Source organism: Trinickia sp. (assembly GCF_051961175.1).
Taxonomy (GTDB): domain Bacteria; phylum Pseudomonadota; class Gammaproteobacteria; order Burkholderiales; family Burkholderiaceae; genus Trinickia.
The window spans coordinates 1-20,708 of sequence record NZ_JBQCDN010000235.1 but is presented as its reverse complement, the minus strand read 5'-3'; the positions used below and the strand labels follow the sequence as shown (position 1 = coordinate 20,708).

Sequence of the window (20,708 nt, the reverse complement as noted above, 5' to 3'; positions counted from 1 at the left end):
TCGCGCGGCGTGCACATCATGACGGCATGCGAGATACCGTTGAATACCAGCGCCACGGGCCATTCCTGGCCGACCTGATCGAGCGTCGCTTCAACCGCGCCGTCGCGATGCCGGCGTACTTTTTGCTCGATGATGCCGCGCTCTTCGGCACCGTCCAACGGCTCGTTCAATCTCGCTCCTCGTCCATGTCACGCGTGCGGCGGCCGGTTGCCGCGATTGCGCCGCCGGCCGGCGTTTCGCGCATAAGGTTCTAAAATACCCCAAGCGGGCGCCGCTTGCCCGCTTTGCGCCGGCGCACGCGCGCCAAAGGACACCGTCATGGGATTGCATGAAACGCCGTTGATGTTCGATTTCGAGCGGGTCTCGTCGGAGGACCTTACCTATATGCCGATGTCGGTCCGGTTCAATCTCGATCGCTTCGGCCTGCGCATTTCGCTCGCTCAGTGGCAATTGCTGCCGCATGCCGATCGCGCGTTGCTGGCGCGTTTTCCTGTCGACGACGACGCCCAGATCGAGCCAAACTTCGATCATGCCCTTTTCGAAATGATGCGTACGCACGCGAACCTGGAGCCCGATTGGTTCACGCCGGAGCATGAGCCGGCTTGGCGGGACCCGGCTACCGTGCCCGAAGGCGTGCTCCGGCACTGCCGCGAAGCGGGCGCCACCGGGCCGAGCGTCGAGCGCTGGGGGCAGCTCGACCCGTTCAAACGCTATGTTCTGACGAAACTGACGCGCAAACCCGAGGCAAGCCACGACTTTCTGCCCGCTATGCGCGAGTTCGGCCTGATCGATTGATGGCGCAGGCGCCAACGCCAACGCCAACGCCAACGCCCGCGCCAACGCCAACGCCAACGCCAACGCCAACGCCAACGCCCGCGCCAACGCCCGCGCCAACGCCCGCGCCCGCGCCCGCGCCAGCGCCCGCGCCCGCGCCAGCGCCCGCGCTTGGCGCCCCCACGCTGCACGGCTGAGCGCACCGGGCCCTGCGCCGCGCCAGGCCACGCCACGCCTCGCCGCAGCACGAAATTTCGGCACTTCCCCTCAAGTCGCGGCGATCGCTGCCGATATCCATGAGTTGGCGCGGAAAGCCCCGGATCGGTCCCGGCAAGAAGGGTCGAGCGGGCGCGTGGTCATTTCCAGAACATGCCGCCCCATCTTGAGTGCCCCGGATCCCAGGTGCCCTCAACCCTGGACACGACCGGCTCTCGACATCCAATGCGTTCCTTTTTATCCAAGCGGCTGCTGATCAACGTCGTCGTGGCTGCGGCTGCGATCGGCGCCAACGCGTTCGTGGCCTACGGGCAGATTCGCAGCGAGCGCGAGACCGACCTGCGCACGATGCGCTCGATGAACGTCAAGCGCGATCTCGATGCATACCGCGCGACGCTCGGCTCCGGACTCGCGGCGCTCGGCCGTTTCGAGCGCTCCGGTGAGCCGATCGGCCCGGCGTTCGTTCGCGACCGGGAGGCGGCCCTGGCCCGCGGCAAAGCGCACCTGCGCGCGGCACTGGCCGAGGATGCCTCGATGCGCGGCGATCTCGAAGCGCTATTGGCACTGGCCGACGGCGCGGAAGGCCTCACGCAGGCAGCGCTGGTTCGTGCTGCGCAGCAGACGGCGGGCGCTGGCGAAGACGCGGCCGGTGGGGCCGCCGCGCGCACCTGGATCGCGCCTGTGTACATGCGGGTGGGCTCGGTGCTCGACGTCGTCGACGCATCGATCGCCACCTTGCGCGAACGCGAGGACGAGGCGTTGGAAGCGTCGCTGGCCGCCTCCGCCCACTCGACCCGGCTCGCCACGCTGTTGCTGATCGTGACGATGGTGGCGGGGTGCGGCATGTTGATCTATACGTTCGGCGTGCGCGAGAGTGCCGCGCGCGCGAAGATTCGCGTGGCCCGTGCGATGCGGCGCAGCGACGAACGGTTTCGCGAGCTGTTCGATGCGCATCCTGTGCCGATGTGGATCTACGACCGCGAGACGCTGGGCTTTCTCGCCGTGAACGCGGCGGCCGTCGAGCAGTACGGCTACACCGAAAGCGAGTTCGGGGGCATGACGATTCGCGATCTGTGCTGGCCCGACGAAATCGCCCGCCTCGAATCGCACCTGCAGCGCGAATACGCGGCCTCGCGCCGCGGCCGGGTGTCGGCGGGCGTGTGGCGGCAGCGCCGCCGCGACGGCACGCAGTTGAGCGCGGACATCACGAATCACGGCCTCACGTTCATGGGCCGGCCGGCGATGTTCGTGCTGGCTGACGATGTGACGGAGCAGATCAAGGCCGAAGCCGAGGCGCAGCGCTCGAATCAGATGCTCGAGACGGTGATCGACAATATCCCTCAGCGCATCTTCTGGAAAGACCGCGATTCGCGCTACCTGGGCTGCAACATGGCGTTCGCACGCGACGCCGGCCTGGCCTACACCGAGCAAGTGATCGGCAAGACCGATGAAGATATGCCGTGGGCCCAGCTTGCCGCCTCATTGCGCAAGGCCGACCGGGAAGTGGTCGAGACGGGCGTGCCGAAGATGAACCACGAGTTCGAAGTGCTCATCGACGGCGTGCACCGCGCCGGCATTACGAGCAAGATCCCGCTGACGAACGGCGACGGCACCGTCATCGGCGTGCTCGGCTCCTACACGGACGTGACCGAGCGCAAGCGGTCCGATCTTGCGTTGCGTCTGCAAAGCCGCGCGCTCGATGCGAGCGTCAACGCTGTGCTGATCACGGCCGCGTCCGGCAGCGGCCACGTGATCGAATACGCCAACCCGGCGTTCAAGCGCATCACGGGTTACGATCCGGCCGAAGTCGTCGGCCAGGATTGCCGCTTCCTGCAGCGCGACGACCGCGACCAGGAAGGGCTCGTCGCGATTCGCGAAGGACTCGCGGCGGGCCGGGAGGTCAGCGCCGTCTTGCGCAACTATCGCAAGGACGGGGCGCTGTTCTGGAATCAGCTGTTCGTTGCACCGGTGCCCGATCCGGACGGCAATACCACGCACCACATCGGCGTCATCAACGACGTCACCGATCTGATCCGCTACCAGGAACAGCTCGAGTATCAAGCGAACTACGACGGCCTGACGCGGTTGCCCAATCGCAATCTGCTGCGCGAGCGATTGAATCAAGCGATCGCGCGCGGCAAGCCGCTCGCCGTCGTCTTCATCGATTTGGACGGCTTCAAGAACGTGAACGACAGCCTCGGCCACAGCGTGGGCGACCGGCTGTTGGGCGTCGTGGGCGAACGGCTCGCGCGCAGTGCGCGGCCGAGCGATACCGTGGCGCGGCACGGCGGCGACGAGTTCGTGATCGTGCTGACCGACGCCGTCGACGAAAAGACGCTGATCGGTTGGATGGAGCGTGTGCGCGCGACGATTTCCGAACCCGTGTGGCTCGATGGCACCGAGCTCTACGTGGGGTGCAGCATGGGCGCGAGCTTGTTCCCGCAAGACGGCGAGGACGTGGAGACCCTGCTGAAAAAGGCGGACTTGGCGATGTACCGCGCCAAGGACATGGGGCGCAACACATTCCAGTTCTATCAGCCCGAGATGAATACGAGCGTCGGCGCCCGGCTCAATCTCGAGCGGCGCTTGCGCCGCGCGTTGCGCGACAGCGAGTTCTTGCTGCACTACCAGCCGCAGGTGGATATCGAGACGGGCCAGATCGTCGGGATGGAAGCGCTGGTGCGCTGGCTCGATCCCGAAGTGGGGCTCGTGCCGCCTTCGGCGTTTATCCCCGTGGCGGAAGAGAGCGGGCTCATCGGCCCGTTGTCGGAGTGGGTGCTGCGCGAAGCCTGCCGGCAAAACAAGGCTTGGCAGGACGAAGGGTTGCCGCCTGCGCGCGTATCGGTGAATTTGTCGGCGCGGCAGTTTCAGCAGCGCGATATCGCCAAGCTCGTCATGTCGATTCTCGAGGAAACCGGCCTCGAGCCGCAGTATCTGGAACTCGAGCTGACCGAGAGCACCATCATGCGCAACGCCGAGGAAGCCGTGACGATGCTGGCCGAACTGCATGCGCTCGGTATCGGCCTTGCGATCGACGATTTCGGCACCGGCTATTCGAGCCTGAGCTATCTGAAGCGTTTTCCCGTCGATCGTCTGAAGATCGATCGGTCGTTCGTGTCGGACATAGGCGCCTCGAGCGACGACGAGACGATCACCTCGGCCATCATCGCGCTTGCGCACTCGTTGCAGCTTCAGGTGATCGCGGAAGGCGTCGAAACGGCGGCGCAGCTCGATTTCCTGAAGGAGCGCGCCTGCAATGAAATGCAGGGGTTCTTCTTCGCACGGCCGATGCCGCACGACGCGATCCCCGCGCTGCTGCAGCAAACGCGTGCGCCGCATGCGGGCATGGCCAGTGGCGTGCCCGCCTAGCGAGGGTGGCGTGCCCGCCTGGTGAGGACGATGCAGGCGACACCGGCCACGAGCGGCCGGCGGGCCATCAGGCCGTCAGGCCAGCTCGGGCAGCTTGCGCGGACGGCGCTCGGCGTCGGTCGCCACGTAGGTGAGCGTCGCTTCCGTCACTTTGACGAGCTCTTCCGTCAGACTCATGCGCTGCGCGAACACCTCGACCGAGACCGTGATCGAGGTTGTGCCTGTTTTCTCGATATCGGCGTAAAAGCTAAGCAGATCGCCGACGAACACGGGCTGCTTGAAGATGAACGAATTGACCGCGATGGTGGCGACGCGGCCATTGGCGCGCCGGCTGGCCGGAATTGAACCGGCGATGTCGACCTGCGCCATGATCCAGCCGCCGAATACGTCGCCGTGCACATTGGCGTCCGAGGGTTGCGGCACGACGCGCAGGGCGCAATTCTTCTGCGGAAGCAGCGGGGGAGAAATAGTCATCGGGGTTACCTGTTCTGCGACAATGGGCCGAGCCTGCGACAATGTCGCCAGCGAATGGTCGGCCACCGAAATTGTACGGGCAACGCGGACGCGGCGCACGCCTTGTGCCAAGGGCGCGTGCGTTACGGTACCGCGACGCGCGTGCGCTCCCGCCAGGCCAAACGCCTGTAGGGCTGTAGGCCGCCCGTCTATCCGCCGCCGCCGCGGCTTCGTTTCCGTTTCGACCCATGCGCCGCTATAGCTCATCGACAGAACCCGCGCCCGCGGCCACCCCCGGCGCCGCGCGCCGCGACTGGCAGACGATCCGGTCGCTGCTGCCCTACCTCGCCGAGTACAAAGGGCGCGTGGCGCTCGCATTGTCGTGCCTCATCAGCGCGAAGGTTGCCAATCTCGGCGTGCCGATCGTCATGAAGCACATCGTCGACGGTCTCGTATCCATGCGTCAGCTGACGGCGCTCGGGCGGGCCGAACACGCGCCGGCGATCGTGCTGGCCAGCGGCATCGGTCTGCTCGTCGTCGCCTACGCACTCGTGCGGCTGTCGACGTCGCTGTTCACCGAGCTGCGCGAAATCCTGTTTTCGAAGGTGACGGAAAGCGCTGTGCGGCAAATCGCCCTGAAAGTGTTCCGCCATCTGCATTCGCTCTCGCTGCGCTTTCATCTGGACCGGCAAACGGGCGGCATGTCGCGCGATATCGAGCGCGGCACGCGCGGTATTTCGCAATTGATTTCCTACTCGCTTTACAGCATCGTGCCGACGCTCGTCGAAGTCGGCCTCGTGATGGGATTCTTCATCGTCAAATACGAGGCTTACTACGCGTTCGTCGCATTCGCCGCGTTGGTGACGTATATCGTCTTCACCGTCAAAGTGACCGAGTGGCGCACGCATTTTCGCCGCACGATGAACGAGCTCGACTCCCGGGCCAACTCGCGCGCGATCGATTCGCTGCTTAACTACGAGACGGTCAAGTACTTCGGCAACGAAGAATGGGAAGCGCGGCGCTACGACGAAAATCTGAAGCGCTATCGGGCCGCGGCGATCCGATCGCAGAACTCGCTGTCGGTGCTGAACTTCGGGCAACAGACGATTATCGGCACGGGGCTCGTCTTCATCTTGTGGCGCGCGACGCAAGGCGTCATGGCGGGACGGCTCACGCTCGGCGATCTCGTGCTCATCAACACGTTCATGCTGCAGTTGTACATTCCGCTGAACTTCCTCGGGGTGGTCTACCGCGAGCTCAAGCAAAGCCTCACCGATATGGACCGGATGTTCACGCTGCTCGGCGCCGCGCGGGAGGTGCCCGATGCGCCTGGCGCTCCAGCACTCGCGGTGCGCGGCGGCGAAGTGCGATTCGACCACGTCCGCTTCGGTTACGAGAGCACGCGCGTGATTCTCGATGGCGTGACGTTCTCGATCGCGGCCGGTACGACGACGGCCGTGGTGGGGCCGAGCGGTTCGGGCAAATCGACGTTGGCGCGGTTATTGTTCCGCTTCTACGATCTCGATCGCGAGACCGGCGGGGCGATTACGATCGACGGGGCGGATGTGCGCGACGTGACGCAGGATTCGCTGCGCGCATCGATCGGGATCGTGCCGCAGGACACGGTGCTGTTCAACGACACGATCTACTACAACATCGCCTATGGCCGCCCCGAAGCGACGCGGGACGAGGTGATCGCGGCCGCACGCGCGGCGCACATCCACGAATTCATCGAAAGTTTGCCGAAGGGCTATGACACGCCCGTGGGCGAGCGCGGGCTCAAGTTGTCCGGCGGCGAAAAGCAGCGTGTCGCCATTGCACGGACTCTGCTCAAGAACCCGCCGATCCTCATTTTCGACGAAGCGACCTCCGCGCTCGATTCGCACTCCGAGCGGGCGATTCAGAACGAACTCGATCAAATCGCACGCGGGCGCACGACGCTCGTCATTGCGCACCGGCTCTCGACCGTCGTGCACGCCGAGCAGATCATCGTCATGGATCATGGCCGCATCGTCGAGCGGGGCACCCATGCGCAGTTGCTGGAAGCGGGCGGTGCGTTCGCACAGATGTGGGCGCTGCAGCAGCGTGCCGCGTCGCGGGCCCATGTGCAAAGCGAAGGCGCTTGAGGGCTTCGTTTTAACGCGGGCCCTGCAGCCTTGCCGGTTGAATGTCTTGTTCGCCTTCGGAGGCGAGTGCGATCGATCGGGCCGGCGGCCGGCGCTGAGTCCTTCGCCCTTCGCCCTTCGCCCTTAGCCCTTAGCCCTTAGCCGCGCAGAGCCCGGGCGGCGGCGCGCAGTTCGGCGTCGAGCGCACGCAACTGATCGGGCGTGCCGACGTTTTCCCAGCGCCCTTCGTACAGTTCGCCGGTGGCGAGTCCCGCGGCGATCGTCTCGCGGTAGTACGGTGTCAGCGCGCGGCGCTCCCCCGGCGCGAGCGCGCGGAACATGCGCGTGTCGTAGACGCCGATGTTGCCGAACGTATGACGCGCGGCTCCGTCGAGCGACAAGCGTCCGGCACCGTCGAGCGAGAAATCGCCACGCGGATGAAACGCTGGATTCGGCACCATGACGAGGTGCATGAGCGGTTGCGCGGACCCGGCCATTCGCGCGGCCGGCTCGCGCAGGCGGGCGTAATCGTATTCGCAGAAGATGTCCCCGCTGACGGCCGCGAACACGGTCGGTGCGCCGTCCGATTCGAGCAGCCGCAACGCGTTCGCGATCCCGCCCGCCGTTTCGAGCGCTTCGCTTTCGGCCGAATAGACGAGCCGCACGCCATAGCGCGCGCCGTCGCCGAGGTGTGCCTCGATTTGCTCGCCGAGCCAGGCATGGTTGACGACGATCTTTGTCACGCCCGCTTGCGCCAGACGTTCGATTTGCCAAACGATCAGCGGCTTACCGCCTGCGTCGAGCAGCGGCTTGGGGCGGGTGTCGGTCAGCGGACGCATCCGCTCGCCGCGGCCCGCGGCAAAAATCATGGCCGTTGTCAGCACATCCGTCATCGGTGGTATCGCCCGTTCAAAACGTGTAGCCGACTTGCGACGAACGGCTTTCGAGATCGTCGAGCACGCGCGCGAACGGCGCGAGCGGCCGATAGCGCTCGGCCACTTTGCGCGCGTAGCCTACAAAGCGCGGAAGGTCATCCAGATAGCGGGGCTTGCCGTCGCGGTAATGCAAGCGGGCGAACAAGCCCAGAATCTTGATGTGCCGCTGCAGCCCGATCCATTCGACTTGCCGATAGAACTCGCCGAAATCGGGATCCACGGGCAGGCCCGCCTTTTTCGCATGCTCCCAATAGTAGGCGAAGCAATCGAGTTCGAACGCCTCGTCCCAGCTGATGAACGCGTCGCGCAGCAGCGATGCGACGTCGTAAGCGATGGGCCCGTACACCGCATCTTGAAAATCGAGCACACCGGGGTTGGGCTCGCAGATCATCAGGTTGCGCGGCATGAAATCGCGCAGCATGTACACCTGCGGCTGCGCCCGGGCACTCGCGATCAGGAGTGCGTAGGTGCGGTCGAGCACGCCTCGCATTTTTTCGTCCACCTCGCGGCCGAGGTGACGGGCCACGTACCACTCGGGCATCAGCTCCATCTCGCGGCGCAGGAACGCTTCGTCGAACGGCGGCAGCACGCCTTCGCGCGACGTGGACTGCCAGCGGATCAGCGCGCCGATCGCATCGCGCATCAGCGGCTTGGCGCGTGCCGGGTCGTTCGGGTCCATTTCGGCGATGTAGGGGCGCGTGCCGAGATCCGTGACGAGCATGAAGCCGGCGTCGAAGTCGCACTCGAGTACGCGAGGCACGTGCACGCCAGCGTCGGCCAGCATCGTCGCGATATCCGCGAACTCGCGGCATTTCTCGGGCGGAGGCGCATCGACGGCGATCAGCGACGTGCCGTGTTCGCTCGCGCTCGCGAGCCGGAAGTAGCGGCGGAAGCTGGCATCGGCGGAGGCCGGGACGAGGCTCGGCAGGTCCAGACCGTAGCGGTGGGCGAACGTGCCCAGCCAGGCGGCGAGGGCGGCGCGCCGGATATCGGCGGGAGAATCGGTCATTGTATCGGGGGAGGGCAAAACGTCTTGCCATATAATACCCGACGACTTTTTATATTGCGCCTTGTTCCCGTGTCGGCTTTCGCACGGTTCCGTTCGACTGCTCGTCGTCCGCATGCGTGCGTTCGTCGCCGGCACGCGCCGCGATCAACCCCTTGCCCGCGTGCGGTCCGGGGCACGTACGACGGGCGCCGCGCCCGCCGCCGAGCCGATTCGCCAAACGATAGATGCCGCCCAGACAGCCCATTTTCACGAAAATTCCCGACGACAAGCTGCCGCGCTTGAGGCGGCTCGCTGCGGCGCTGATCGCCGTACCGGGCCTGGTGCCTGCCGTGTCGCACGCGCAGTTGACAGGGGCGGCCGCGCAGCCGCAGCCGATCGACGCGCCCTGGGGGCTGCGCCTGGCGCCGCAACTGGAAGAGCACCCGCTGCGTGCGGGCAGCGCACCCGCCACGTTCGTGATCGGCGACGGCACGAACGGCACGGCCGATCGGGACGTGGCCGTGAAGGGCGCGGCCGAGCTTCGGCGCAACGTGGCGGTGATCAAGGCCGATGCGTTCCATTACGATCAGGACACGGACATGGCCGACGCGTACGGCAGCGTGCGCGTGATCGAAAACGGCGTGCTGTTCGCGGGGCCGGAGGCTCACTTGAAGGTGGAGGCGAGCCAAGGCTACATGCCGCTGCCGAAGTACCACTTCAATTCGAACGGCGGCTCGGGCAGCGCTCAGCGCGTCGATCTGCTCGACAGCGAGCGTTCCGAGTTCACGAGCGGCACCTATACGGCCTGCCAGTGCGCGACGCCTTCGTGGTACATCCGCGGCAGCCGCTTCGATTTCGATACGGGTGCCGACGAAGGCGTCGCCCACAACAGCGTGCTGTTTTTCCAAGGCGTGCCGATCTTCGCAAGCCCTTGGATGTCGTTCCCACTGACGGGCGCCCGTCGCAGCGGTTTGCTGCCGCCGCAGTTTTCGATGAATTCGACCAACGGCTTCGAGCTTTCGCTGCCGTATTACTTCAATATCGCGCCCAATCGCGATTTGACGTTGACGCCGCGCATCATCTCCAGGCGCGGCGTGCAGACACAGGCCGCGTTCCGCTATCTATCGCCCACCTACTCGGGCACGTTTACCGGCGAATTCTTGCCGAACGATGCGATCCGGCACGAGAACCGGTATGCGGTCTACTGGCAGCACTACCAGAACCTGGGTCACGGGTTCGGGGCCTACGTTTCGTATAACAAGGTTTCCGACGACCGCTACACGCAGGACCTGGCCTCGGTCGGCAATCAGTTCATCGTCGGCACCCAGCTGTTGTTCCAGCAGGAAGCCGGGTTGACGTACAGCAGCGGGCCGTGGTCGGTCCTCGCGCGCGAGCAGCACTGGCAAACGCTGGAAAACTCCTCGCCGCCGTATGGCCGCGAGCCCCAGTTGAACGTCAAATACACGCGGTACAACGTCGGCGGCTTCGATTTCGGCGCGGAAGGCGACTACACGCGTTTTCGCATCACGACGGCCGATGCGACCGAGGGCGATCGCCTGATGTTCAACCCGTACGTTTCGTACGGGATCGTCGGGCCGGGCTATTTCGTCGTGCCCAAGGTGCAGTGGCACTTCGCGTCGTACGATCTCAGCCACATTGCAAGCTCGGCGCCCGCCGGGCAACCGAAGGCGTTCACGGAATCGATCCCGACGCTCAGCTTCGATAGCGGGCTCATTTTCGATCGGTCCGTCCGCTTGTTCGGCGACGACTACATTCAGACGCTCGAGCCGCGCGTGTACTACGTCTACACGCCCTATCGCAATCAGGATTTCGCGCCCGTATTCGATACGGCGGAAGCGGACTTCGGGCTGGCCGAAATCTTCACGCCGAACACGTTCGTCGGCAACGACCGCATCGCCGACGCGAACCGCCTCACGGCCGCGCTGACGACGCGCTTCATCAACCCGGCAACGGGCGACGAACGCGCGCGCTTCGTGATTGCGCAGCAGTACTACTTCACCGATCAGCGCGTGACGCTGGGCACCGATACGCCCACGCCGGCCACGGGGCATTCCGACTTGCTGGCCGGGGCCTCGCTCAAGCTGGGGGCCGGTTTTTCTTCGGAAACGGCGTTCCAATATAATGCCGATGACAACCAGCTCGTGCGCGCCAGCGTCGGGTTCGGATTCAGCCCCGAAGAGCGCAAGGTCATCAATGTGGCCTACCGCTATACGCGCGCGAACCAAACGCTCGGCAACAAGCCGATCAATCAGCTCCTGATTTCGTCCGAGTGGCCGCTGACTCACCGGCTTTATGCGGTGGCACGGATGAACTATGAGCTGTCCGGGCACCGTCTGATCGACGGCCTGGTCGGCTTCCAGTACGATGCCGATTGCTGGGTCCTCGGTATCGGGGCGCAGCGTTATATGAACGGCGTGAATTCGACTGGGCAGTACACGAGGGATACGCGCGTGCTGGCACAGTTGACGCTCAAGGGATTGTCGAACGTCGATAATGGCCTCGTGTCGGCGTTCCGTGCGGGCGTGGCAGGCTATCAGGCACCGCCGCCGGCGCCGCCGCCGTTAGCGCGCTTCACGAATTACGAGTGATACGCGTGATTCGACGAGCAATGCGCATGACCGTTTCGGCTCATGCGCGCAAAAAAACGGGGTGCGACAAGCGGCCCGAGATATTTTGGAGCATGTGTGGCAATCGTGAATAAGCTTCGCTTGGCAACGCTCGCGGCATCAATGGCCGCCGCCGTCCTTCTGCCGGCCGCGCCGGCCGCGGCCCAGGCGTTGAATCGGGCACCGGCCGGCCAGACGGTCGATTCCGTCGCGGCAGTGGTCAACGACGACGTCATCACCGTGCGCGAACTCGACGAGCGCACCAGCCTCATCGCGCGGCGCCTCCAGCAGCAGCACGCGCCGGTGCCGCCGCAAGATCAACTGCGCTCGCAAGTGCTCAATCAAATGGTGCTCGAGCGCGTTCAGCTCGAAAAGGCGAAGGAGGACGGCATCGTCGTGAGCGACGCGGACGTCCAGAAGACGCTGCAGCGCCTCGCGGCGGCCAACAACATGCCGCTCGATCATTACCGCGCGCGGATCGAAGCCGAGGGCGTGTCGTGGTCGGTGTTCACGCGTGACGCCCGCAACGAACTGACGCTCTCGAAGCTGCGCGAGAAAGAGGTCGACAGCAAGGTGACGGTGTCCGACGCCGAAGTCGCGAACTACATCGCGAGCCAGCGCGGGCCGGGCGTGCGCGCACAGCAGGACTTGCACATCGAGCACATTCTCGTGAAGGTGCCGGCCGGTGCGGGACAAGATGTCGTCGACGCCGCGCAAAAGAAGGCCCAGGCCATCTTGCAGCAAGCCAAGAGCGGCACCAAGTTCGCATCGCTCGCCAAGGACGATTCGCAGGCGGATGATGCGAAGCAAGGCGGCGATCTCGGTTTCAAGGCGCCCGGCAATCTGCCGGACGCATTCGTCAAGGCGGCATCGCAATTGCGTCCCGGCGAGGTCGCGCCCGATCTGATCCGGACCGACGATGGTTTCGAGGTGGTGCGCCTCGTCGATCGCCGCATCGGTGTGGGCGGCTCGGCCGGCGACGCACCGAAGCTCGTGCAAACGCACGTGCGGCATATCCTGATTCGAGTCGGTGACGGCCAGTCCGAGGCCGCGGCCCGGCAGAAGCTGCTCGATCTGCGGCGCCAGATCGAAGCGGGCGGCGATTTCGCTCAATTCGCGCGGACGTATTCGCAGGACGGTTCCGCATCGCAAGGTGGCGATCTCGGCTGGATCAGCCCCGGTGAAACGGTGCCCGAGTTCGAGCACGCGATGAACGATTTGAAGGACGGTGAAATCAGCGAACCGGTCCGCAGCGAATACGGCTACCACCTGATTCAGGTCATCGGCCGGCGCGAAGCCGAGGGTTCGGTCCAGCAGCAAATGGATCTGGCGCGTCAAGCCATCGGCCAGCGCAAGGCGGAGCAAGCCTACTCCGATTGGCTGCGCCAACTGCGCGATTCCGCGTACGTTCAGTACAAAGTCGGCGGCCCGCTCGCCCAGCAGTGAGCCGATAGACGATGACGAGCGCCCCGAGCGTTGTCCCGCTGAATATCGCCATCACCACGGGTGAGCCGGCTGGCGTCGGGCCCGAGTTGACGGCGGCAGCGCTCGCGGGGGCGGCGGCGCATTGGCCGGGCGTGAAATTCACGGTGCTCGGTGACGCCGGGCTGCTCGCGCAACGGGCCCGCGCGGTGGGTGTCGATTGGGCGGCGCTGCGGGCGGCGGGCCATGTCGCCGTCTCCTCCCGGCTGCTTGCCGCGCCTTCTCACCCCGGGCAGCTGGATGCCGCGAACGGCCGCTACGTGCTTGGCTTGCTCGACGACGCCATCGACGGCGCGCTAGCCGGCGTATTCGATGCGATTGTCACCGCGCCGCTGCAAAAGAGCACCATCAACGACGCAGGCGTTCCCTTCACGGGCCACACCGAGTATCTCGCCGAGCGGACGGGGACGGCGCGTGTCGTCATGATGCTGGCCGGTACGGGTGCGCGTCCTTTGCGCGTCGCACTGGCCACGACGCATTTGCCGCTGAAGGACGTCCCGGCTGCCCTCAGTATTGATGGCCTCGTCGAAACGATCGCGATCATCGATCGCGACTTGCGACGTGACTTCGGCTTGCCGGTGCCGCGTATCCTCGTGACGGGCCTGAATCCGCACGCGGGCGAGAACGGCTACCTGGGGCGGGAAGAGATCGATGTCATCTCGCCGGCGCTGGCTCGGGCAGCTCAGGGCGGCATCGACGCACGCGGCCCCTATCCGGCCGATACGCTGTTTCAGCCACGCTATCTCAATGACGCCGATTGCGTCCTCGCCATGTTCCACGATCAAGGGCTGCCGGTGCTCAAGTTCGCCACCTTCGGTGAAGGTGTCAACATCACGCTCGGGCTGCCGATCATTCGTACATCCGTCGATCACGGTACCGCGCTCGATCTTGCAGGGACGGGGCGCGCCGATGCCGGTAGTATGATCGCCGCCCTGGATACGGCCGTCACGATGGCGCGCAATCGGCGCGCTGCTTGACGATCGCCGCGGATCGGGCGGTTGGCCCAGCGGCGCTTTTCGTTCATTTCGGTTTTCTTTCGATGTCCACCAGCAGACAGCATCAAGGCCATTTCGCGCGCAAGCGGTTCGGGCAAAACTTTCTCGTCGATCTCGGCATCATCGATTCGATCGTCTCGCTGATCGCGCCCGAGCGAGGGCAACGCATGGTAGAGATCGGCCCCGGCCTCGGCGCGCTCACTGAGCCGCTGGTCGAGCGTCTGGCGACGCCGGAGGCACCGCTGCATGCGGTCGAACTCGATCGCGATCTGATCGCGCGCTTGCAAGACAAATTCGGCGAGCGCTTGGCGCTTCACGCAGGCGACGCACTGGCCTTCGATTTCTCCTCGCTCGTCGACACGCGCGAACAGCCGACGCTGCGTATCGTCGGCAATTTACCGTACAACATTTCAAGCCCGCTGCTGTTTCATCTGATGACGTTCGCGCCGATCGTCATCGATCAACACTTCATGCTGCAAAACGAAGTGGTGGAGCGGATGGTGGCCGAACCGGGGACGAAGGCATTCGGGCGGTTGTCGGTGATGCTGCAGTACCGCTATGTCATCGACAAACAGCTCGACGTGCCGCCCGAATCGTTTCAGCCGCCGCCGAAAGTGGATTCGGCCATCGTGCGGATGATTCCGTATGCGCCGCATGAGCTGGCGCCTGTGGACATGCCGTTGTTCGGCGAAGTGGTGACCGCCGCGTTTTCGCAGCGGCGCAAAATGCTGCGCAATACGCTGGCCGCGTATCGCGACCGCGTGGATTTCGACGGGCTCGGTTTCGATCTCGCGCGGCGCGCGGAGGATGTTCCCGTCGACGAGTACGTGCGCGTGGCGCAGGCGCTCGGCGAACGTTCGGCGTAACGCACCGGGCGCGATGTCCGGCTACGGCTGGCGCTGCGCGGCTATTTCGCCGTTGCGGCGCGGCGTGCCGGTGCGTTCACGAGCACGATGCCCGCGAGCACGAGCCCTGCCGCCAATACGAACCGCGTGCTGAACGATTCGCCGAGCAGCACGACGCCGAAGGCGACCCCGAACAGCGGCGTCAAGAACGAAAACACCGACAGGCGCGACGCCATGTAGCGCGTGAGCAGCCAGAACCACGTCAAATAACTGATGAAGGCAACCGCAACGGCTTGGTAGCCCAGGCTGACGAGGGCCAGCGCTGTGACATGGACACGATGCGGCTCGCCGAGCATGAAGGCGAGCGCAAGCAGCACGACGGCCGATACGACAAGTTGATAAAACAGCGTCTTGCTCGCGCTCGTATGCGAGAGCGACGTGGCGCGCACGACAACGGTCGTCGCCGCCCACATGACGCCGCCGAGCACGCCGAGTGCGTCGCCTAACACGCCCGTAATCGCGGACGTGCCCGGTGCCGCATGCCGAGCGAAGCCGTCGGCGAACGCGAGCGCGATACCCACGAATGCCAGCGCCACGCCATACCATTGCAGGCGGCGCATACGCTCGCCTGCGACGAACGCGTGCAGCCCGAGAGCCGTGAAGCACGGTGCCGTGTAAAGGAACACGGCCATGCGTGAAGCGCTCGTCAGCGTGAGCCCGGCAAAAATGCAGATGAATTCCCCGGCGAACAGCACGCCGGCCGCCACGCCGGGCCCGAACGTTCCGTCCTGCCGAAACAGCGGGGTACCGCGCAGGCGTGCCCAGCCGAATACGAGCAACGCGGCGATGGTCGAGCGCAAACCTGCTTGCAGCATCGGGCCGAGCGCGCCGTTAGTCGATTTGATCGCGACTTGCTGTAACCCCCAAATCGCGCAAAGCAGCACCATCAACGCAATGGCAAATGTATCGGGGGCCCGGCGCACCGGGGCCGGCGTGGCGATTGCTGCGGCGGTGTTCATCTGGGGCGTTTTTCAGTGTGAAGGGGAGGTGCGGGCGCGTATTGGCCGATCCGCAGTCGGGTACGGCCGCGTCGAGGAAGCCGGTAGGTGTCGCCGTAGGGCGTCGGTGTGGCTACCAACGGCTCGGCTACGGCCCGGCGACGGTTTGCATTGCCACGCCGCTTGACGCCGCTCGGCGCTGCCCTGCGTACCATACCAAAACGCTGGCCCGCTCGCTTCATACCCGGCAAGAAACCCCATCGACAGCAGGGCGAGCGGCTTGCGTGCTTTCTTGGTAGATTCGCTTCTTTCGACGAAACCGGAGTTCACGATGCGATTGCTGCATACGATGCTGCGAGTGGGCGATCTCGACCGCTCACTCAAGTTCTACACGGAACTGCTCGGGATGAAACTGCTGCGCCGCCAGGACTATCCCGAAGGGCGCTTTACGCTCGCTTTCGTCGGCTACACCGATGAGAGCGAGGGCGCGGTGATCGAGCTCACGCACAACTGGGATACGGCAACGTACGATCTGGGCGCCGGCTACGGCCATATCGCGATCGAGGTCGACGATGCCTATGCCGCCTGCGAGACAATCAAGGCGCAGGGCGGCACCGTGACGCGCGAAGCGGGGCCGATGAAACACGGCACGACCGTCATCGCCTTCGTCGCCGATCCCGACGGCTACAAGATCGAGTTCATTCAGAAGAAGACGCAGTAGGCGCGGACAACGGGACGCGCTTGGGGCGGCCGTGAATCGGCCGCACAGCCCTTGCTACGGGGCGATCCGTGTGACATCCCATCAAAGCGACGGCAGCAATTCCGGGGGATGATGCTTGAGCGTGTGCCGTGCCTCGCGAAATTCGGGGAAGATCGATTCCACCGTTTGCCAAAAGCGCGGGCTGTGGTTCATTTCGCGCAAATGAGCGAGTTCGTGCGCGACGACATAATCGATGATCGACAGCGGAAAGTGAATAAGCCGCCAGTTCAAGCGAATGCGGCCATCGCTCGAGCAACTGCCCCAGCGCGTCGCCGCCGACGACAAAGCATAGCCCTTATACGCGACGCCGAGTTTTTCGGCGTAGTAGTCGAGCCGTTCGCCGAATATCCGTTTGGCTTCTGTCTGTAGCCATCCTTGCACGCGGTCTTTGATCTGTTGTGCGTCGGCGTGCGCGGGCATTGCCAGCGCCAGCGTGGCCGCCTGCGCATCGAACGCGAGTGCCGCATGCGCAGAGGCCAGGGCGATCCCCACAGGCTTGCCGAGGTACGGGATCTGCGCCCCGTCGCGCCACTCGATGCGTGGCAATGCGCGCTGCTCGGCGCGTGTCTGCCATTCCGCCAGCTTCGTGAAAATCCAGCGCTCCTTGCCCGCGATCGCCGTTTCGATATCGGCGAGCGTCACCCAGCGCGGTGCGGTGATCGCCAAGCCGCTGCTGTCGATCGAAAATCCGATCGTGCGTCGCGACGATCGTCTCAAAGCGTATTCGAGCGTACGCCCGTTCAGTGTCAGGCGCCGCAGCTTCACGCCATTCGGTGTGGGATCCTGCCTGGGCGGGGCCGAAGCAGCCGGCGGCGCGAGCGCGCCTTCATCGGCCGGATCCGCGAAGAGCGGAAGATCGAGTTGGGGGTGGTCGAGCGCGGTCGCCGGAGGCGGCTTGGCGGACTTGGGCATCGGTGGGAAGGTGGGCTAGATGGACGCTTTCGCGTTACCGTTACCGGCACGCCGGCCTGTGCGCACGCCGGTACCGTCGGCATCGTGATAAGCGCCCGGATCGATTCGGCGCATTTCCGTTTCGATCCATGTCTCGACACGTGCATTCAGTTGGTCGGGCGTGAGGCCGGTAGTATCGATCGGCTTGCCGATCGATACCGTTACCGTTCCCGCATATTTGATAAACGAGTTGCGTGGCCAGACATGGCCGGCATTGTGCGCGATCGGCACCACGGGCGCCCCGGCATCGATCGCGAAGCGCGCGCCGCCGGTCTTGTACTTGCCTTGCTTGCCGACCGGTGTGCGCGTGCCTTCGGGGAACATGATCACCCAAGCGCCCTCGCTCATCCGCAGCCGTCCCTGTTTCACGACGGAGGCGAACGCATATTTGCCTTCCTTCCGGTCGATGTGAACCATCTTCAGCATACCGAGCGCCCAGCCGAAGAACGGGACGTAGAGCAGCTCGCGCTTGAACACGTAGCACAGCGGGCGCGGCATGATTGCCGGAAACGCCAGCGTCTCCCAGGCGGACTGGTGCTTCGAGAGCAGCACGGCCGGCCCGTCCGGCAAATTCTCCGCGCCCTCGATGCGATAGCGAATGCCGTTCAAGTACCGGACGACGGCTACCGTGGAACGACACCAGCCGACCGCCATCCAGTATCGCCGCTCTGCATTGAGGAACGGAAACGCGATGAAGCAGGCCGTCGCATAGGGGGCCGTGAAGACGATGAAATAGAGAAACAGCAGCAGCGAGCGGAGGAAGCGAATGAATGGCATCGATGTATTCGATCGGTTGGCGTCGGGCGTGCCCGCACACGCTTAGTCGGGCTGATCGGCGAGGAACGACAGCGCGAAGGCTTTCAGGTCGTCATACACCTTCGTCCCTTCGGGCAGGCCGCCCGCCGCGAGCGTTTTCTTGCCCTTGCCCGTCAGCACGAGATGGGTAGGGAAGCCGAGTGCGGCGCCGGCCTGCAAATCGCGCAGCGCATCGCCAACGACCGGTGTGGTGGCGGGATCGATCTCGAAGCGGTCGATGATCATCTGCAACAAGCCAGGCTTCGGCTTGCGGCACTCGCATTGATCCTCCGCCGTGTGCGGGCAGAAGAACACGGCATCGATGCGGCCGCCGACCATCGCCGCCGCGCGATGCATCTTCAGATGCATCGCGTTGAGCGTGGCCATGTCGAACAAACCACGGCCGATGCCGGACTGGTTCGACGCGACTGCGACGCGGTAGCCTGCCTGGTTCAGGCGTGCGATGGCCTCGAGGCTGCCGGGGATCGGAATCCATTCCTCGGGCGATTTGATGAACGCGTCGGAATCGACGTTGATCACGCCGTCGCGATCGAGGATGACGAGCTTCTTGGCGGATGTCATAGCGGTTGCTTCGGCCGGTTACCTGTTACTTGTTGCTTGTTGCTTGTTGCCTGTCAGGCCGCGAGCTTCGAGATGTCGGCCACGCAGTTCATCTGCGCGTGCAACTCGGCCAACAGCGCGAGCCGGTTCTTGCGCAGCGCGGGGTCCTCGGCGTTGACCATCACGTCGTTGAAGAACGTATCGACGGGATCGCGCAGGGCGGCCAGGGCCGACAGCGCGCGCGTGTAGTCGCGTTGCTCCAGTTGCGTTTGAACAGCCGGCGTCACTTTCTGCAGTTGCTCGGAAAGCGAGCGCTCGGCCGGCTCGACCAGCAGCGCGGCTTGCACCGGCACGGCGGCTGCGCCGTTCGCCGGCACGGCGCCAGCCGCGGCGAGGCTCACCTCGGTTTCCGACTTCTTCAGAATGTTCGTGATCCGCTTGTTGGCGGCGGCCAGCGCGCCGGCTTCGGGCAGCGCGGAGAATTCGCGCACGGCATCGAGCCGCGCGACGATATCGTCGAGCTTGCTCGGCTGCAGGCTCAGCACGGCCTCGATTTCGCTTGCGGCGTAGCCGCGCTCGCGCAGCAAGCCGCGCAGGCGATCCATGAAGAACGCGTAGAGCGCGTCCGTGCAATCGGCCAGCTTCACCGTCGTGCCGAAGCAGGCGGTCACGTCGCGCAGCAACGCGACGAGATCGACCGGCAGTTGCTTCTCGATCAGGATGCGCAGCACGCCGAGCGCGTGACGGCGCAGCGCGAACGGATCTTTTTCGCCGGTCGGCACGAGGCCGATGCCCCAGATGCCTACGAGCGTTTCGAGTTTGTCGGCGAGCGCGACGGCCGTCCCGACCGGCGTGCTGGGCAGTGCGTCGCCCGAGAAGCGCGGCTGATAGTGTTCCGTGCAGGCAAGGGCGACTTGTTCCGCTTCGCCGTCGTGGCGCGCGTAATACGTGCCCATCGTGCCTTGCAGCTCCGGAAATTCGCCGACCATGTCGGTCAACAGATCGGCCTTCGCGAGCCGTGCGGCGCGCGCGGCCTGCGAGGGATCGGCGCCGACGAGCGGGGCGATGGCACGGGCGAGCGCTTCGAGACGTTCGACGCGAGCGAGCTGCGAGCCGAGCTTGTTGTGATAGACGACGTTCGCGAGCTGCGGGACGCGATCGGCCAGCGGCTTCTTCTTGTCTTGTTCGAAGAAGAACTTCGCATCGGCCAGGCGCGGCCGCACGACGCGCTCGTTGCCTTCGACGATGTCACCGGGCGTTTCGGTTTGGATGTTCGAGACGATCAGAAAGCGCGAGCGCAGCTTAACCGCCGGATCGGTGTGCGCGAAGTACTTCTGGTTGGTCTGCATCGTCAGAATCAGGCACTCCTGCGGTACTTGGAGGAATTGATCTTCGAAGCGGCATTCGTAGACGACCGGCCATTCCACGAGCGCGGTGACTTCGTCGAGCAGCGCATCCGGCATCACGACGCGGTCGTCGTTCGCACGCGCGTTCAATTGATCGACGATGCTCGCGCGCCGAGCCTCGACACTTGCCAATACGCGGCCCTTCGATTGCAGTGTCTGTGCGTAGTCGTCTGCATGCAGGAGCCCGACGAGGCCGTCCGACAAGAAGCGATGGCCGAGCGTCGTATCGCCCGCATCGATGCCGAACGCCGTCACCGGTACGATCTGATCGCCGTGCAGGACCGTCAGACGCTGCACCGGACGCACGAACTGCACGCTCGTGCCGTCGGGACGCTGATACGTCATGACCTTCGGAATCGGCAGTTTGCCGAGTGCGAGGACTTCGTCGAGCGCGGCTTGCAGGCCTTCGGCCAGGGTCGCGCCCGGTGCCGCGTAGCGCAGGAAAAAC

At 64.9% G+C, this 20,708-nt stretch carries 16 protein-coding genes and 1 pseudogene; 8 read left to right on the top strand and 9 right to left on the bottom strand.

Going from position 1 to position 20,708, the window contains the following annotated elements; translation table 11 throughout:
* Positions 1–158, bottom strand: a pseudogene (locus tag ACTHL0_RS14405) (formate dehydrogenase accessory sulfurtransferase FdhD); the annotation flags it as partial.
* Between the two features lie 160 nt (positions 159–318).
* On the opposite strand from ACTHL0_RS14405, the gene ACTHL0_RS14400 reads away from it, so the two are divergent.
* The gene (locus ACTHL0_RS14400; RefSeq protein ID WP_440567448.1) at positions 319–795 is read left to right on the top strand and encodes a nitrate reductase associated protein; all 477 of its coding nucleotides are present in this window, start codon (positions 319–321) and stop codon (positions 793–795) included.
* Positions 796–1,215: 420 nt separating this feature from the next.
* Positions 1,216–4,359: a sensor domain-containing protein gene (locus tag ACTHL0_RS14395; RefSeq protein WP_440567446.1), complete on the top strand. Its 3,144-nt coding sequence runs from the start codon at positions 1,216–1,218 to the stop codon at positions 4,357–4,359.
* Between the two features lie 75 nt (positions 4,360–4,434).
* On the opposite strand, the gene ACTHL0_RS14390 is transcribed toward ACTHL0_RS14395, so the two are convergent.
* A complete protein-coding gene (locus ACTHL0_RS14390; protein WP_440567452.1) occupies positions 4,435–4,833 on the bottom strand; it encodes an acyl-CoA thioesterase in 399 nt (132 codons plus the stop codon).
* Between the two features lie 227 nt (positions 4,834–5,060).
* On the opposite strand from ACTHL0_RS14390, the gene ACTHL0_RS14385 reads away from it, so the two are divergent.
* Entirely contained in the window at positions 5,061–6,938 is a 1,878-nt protein-coding gene (locus ACTHL0_RS14385) for an ABCB family ABC transporter ATP-binding protein/permease (protein ID WP_440567445.1), read from the top strand.
* Between the two features lie 137 nt (positions 6,939–7,075).
* On the opposite strand, the gene murU is transcribed toward ACTHL0_RS14385, so the two are convergent.
* Entirely contained in the window at positions 7,076–7,810 is a 735-nt protein-coding gene (gene murU, locus ACTHL0_RS14380) for an N-acetylmuramate alpha-1-phosphate uridylyltransferase MurU (protein WP_440567444.1), read from the bottom strand.
* 16 nt (positions 7,811–7,826) lie between these two features.
* Positions 7,827–8,861: an aminoglycoside phosphotransferase family protein gene (locus ACTHL0_RS14375; protein ID WP_440567442.1), complete on the bottom strand. Its 1,035-nt coding sequence runs from the start codon at positions 8,859–8,861 to the stop codon at positions 7,827–7,829.
* Positions 8,862–9,085: 224 nt separating this feature from the next.
* Between ACTHL0_RS14375 and ACTHL0_RS14370 the strand changes: the two genes are divergently transcribed.
* The 4 genes from ACTHL0_RS14370 (at position 9,086) to rsmA (ending at position 14,810) form a co-directional block, all read left to right on the top strand.
* Positions 9,086–11,449, top strand: a complete 2,364-nt coding sequence (locus ACTHL0_RS14370; protein ID WP_440567441.1) for an LPS-assembly protein LptD — start codon at positions 9,086–9,088, stop codon at positions 11,447–11,449.
* A 96-nt stretch (positions 11,450–11,545) separates the two neighbouring features.
* Positions 11,546–12,913 carry a peptidylprolyl isomerase gene (locus tag ACTHL0_RS14365; RefSeq protein WP_440567439.1) on the top strand — a complete coding sequence of 456 codons (1,368 nt, stop codon included), beginning with the start codon at positions 11,546–11,548 and terminating at the stop codon, positions 12,911–12,913.
* Between the two features lie 11 nt (positions 12,914–12,924).
* On the top strand, positions 12,925–13,926 hold the full coding sequence (gene pdxA / locus ACTHL0_RS14360) for a 4-hydroxythreonine-4-phosphate dehydrogenase PdxA (protein ID WP_440567437.1): 1,002 nt from the start codon (positions 12,925–12,927) through the stop codon (positions 13,924–13,926).
* A 62-nt stretch (positions 13,927–13,988) separates the two neighbouring features.
* Positions 13,989–14,810 carry a 16S rRNA (adenine(1518)-N(6)/adenine(1519)-N(6))-dimethyltransferase RsmA gene (gene rsmA / locus ACTHL0_RS14355; RefSeq protein WP_440567435.1) on the top strand — a complete coding sequence of 274 codons (822 nt, stop codon included), beginning with the start codon at positions 13,989–13,991 and terminating at the stop codon, positions 14,808–14,810.
* A 41-nt stretch (positions 14,811–14,851) separates the two neighbouring features.
* Here rsmA and ACTHL0_RS14350 read toward each other — a convergent pair whose 3' ends face one another.
* The gene (locus tag ACTHL0_RS14350; protein WP_440567433.1) at positions 14,852–15,808 is read right to left on the bottom strand and encodes a DMT family transporter; all 957 of its coding nucleotides are present in this window, start codon (positions 15,806–15,808) and stop codon (positions 14,852–14,854) included.
* A gap of 310 nt (positions 15,809–16,118) precedes the next feature.
* Between ACTHL0_RS14350 and gloA the strand changes: the two genes are divergently transcribed.
* Positions 16,119–16,508, top strand: a complete 390-nt coding sequence (gene gloA / locus ACTHL0_RS14345) for a lactoylglutathione lyase (protein WP_440567432.1) — start codon at positions 16,119–16,121, stop codon at positions 16,506–16,508.
* Between the two features lie 81 nt (positions 16,509–16,589).
* Here the strand turns inward: gloA and ACTHL0_RS14340 are convergent, their stop codons facing one another.
* From ACTHL0_RS14340 to glyS, 4 genes are all read right to left on the bottom strand, one after another.
* A complete protein-coding gene (locus ACTHL0_RS14340) occupies positions 16,590–17,459 on the bottom strand; it encodes a M48 family metallopeptidase (RefSeq protein WP_440567430.1) in 870 nt (289 codons plus the stop codon).
* 15 nt (positions 17,460–17,474) lie between these two features.
* Complete coding sequence (locus tag ACTHL0_RS14335; RefSeq protein ID WP_440567450.1) at positions 17,475–18,266, bottom strand: lysophospholipid acyltransferase family protein; 792 nt, start codon at positions 18,264–18,266, stop codon at positions 17,475–17,477.
* 51 nt (positions 18,267–18,317) lie between these two features.
* The gene (gene gmhB / locus ACTHL0_RS14330) at positions 18,318–18,875 is read right to left on the bottom strand and encodes a D-glycero-beta-D-manno-heptose 1,7-bisphosphate 7-phosphatase (protein ID WP_440567429.1); all 558 of its coding nucleotides are present in this window, start codon (positions 18,873–18,875) and stop codon (positions 18,318–18,320) included.
* Positions 18,876–18,928: 53 nt separating this feature from the next.
* A partial coding sequence (gene glyS / locus ACTHL0_RS14325) for a glycine--tRNA ligase subunit beta (protein ID WP_440567427.1) occupies positions 18,929–20,708 on the bottom strand: 1,780 nt, incomplete at its 5' end.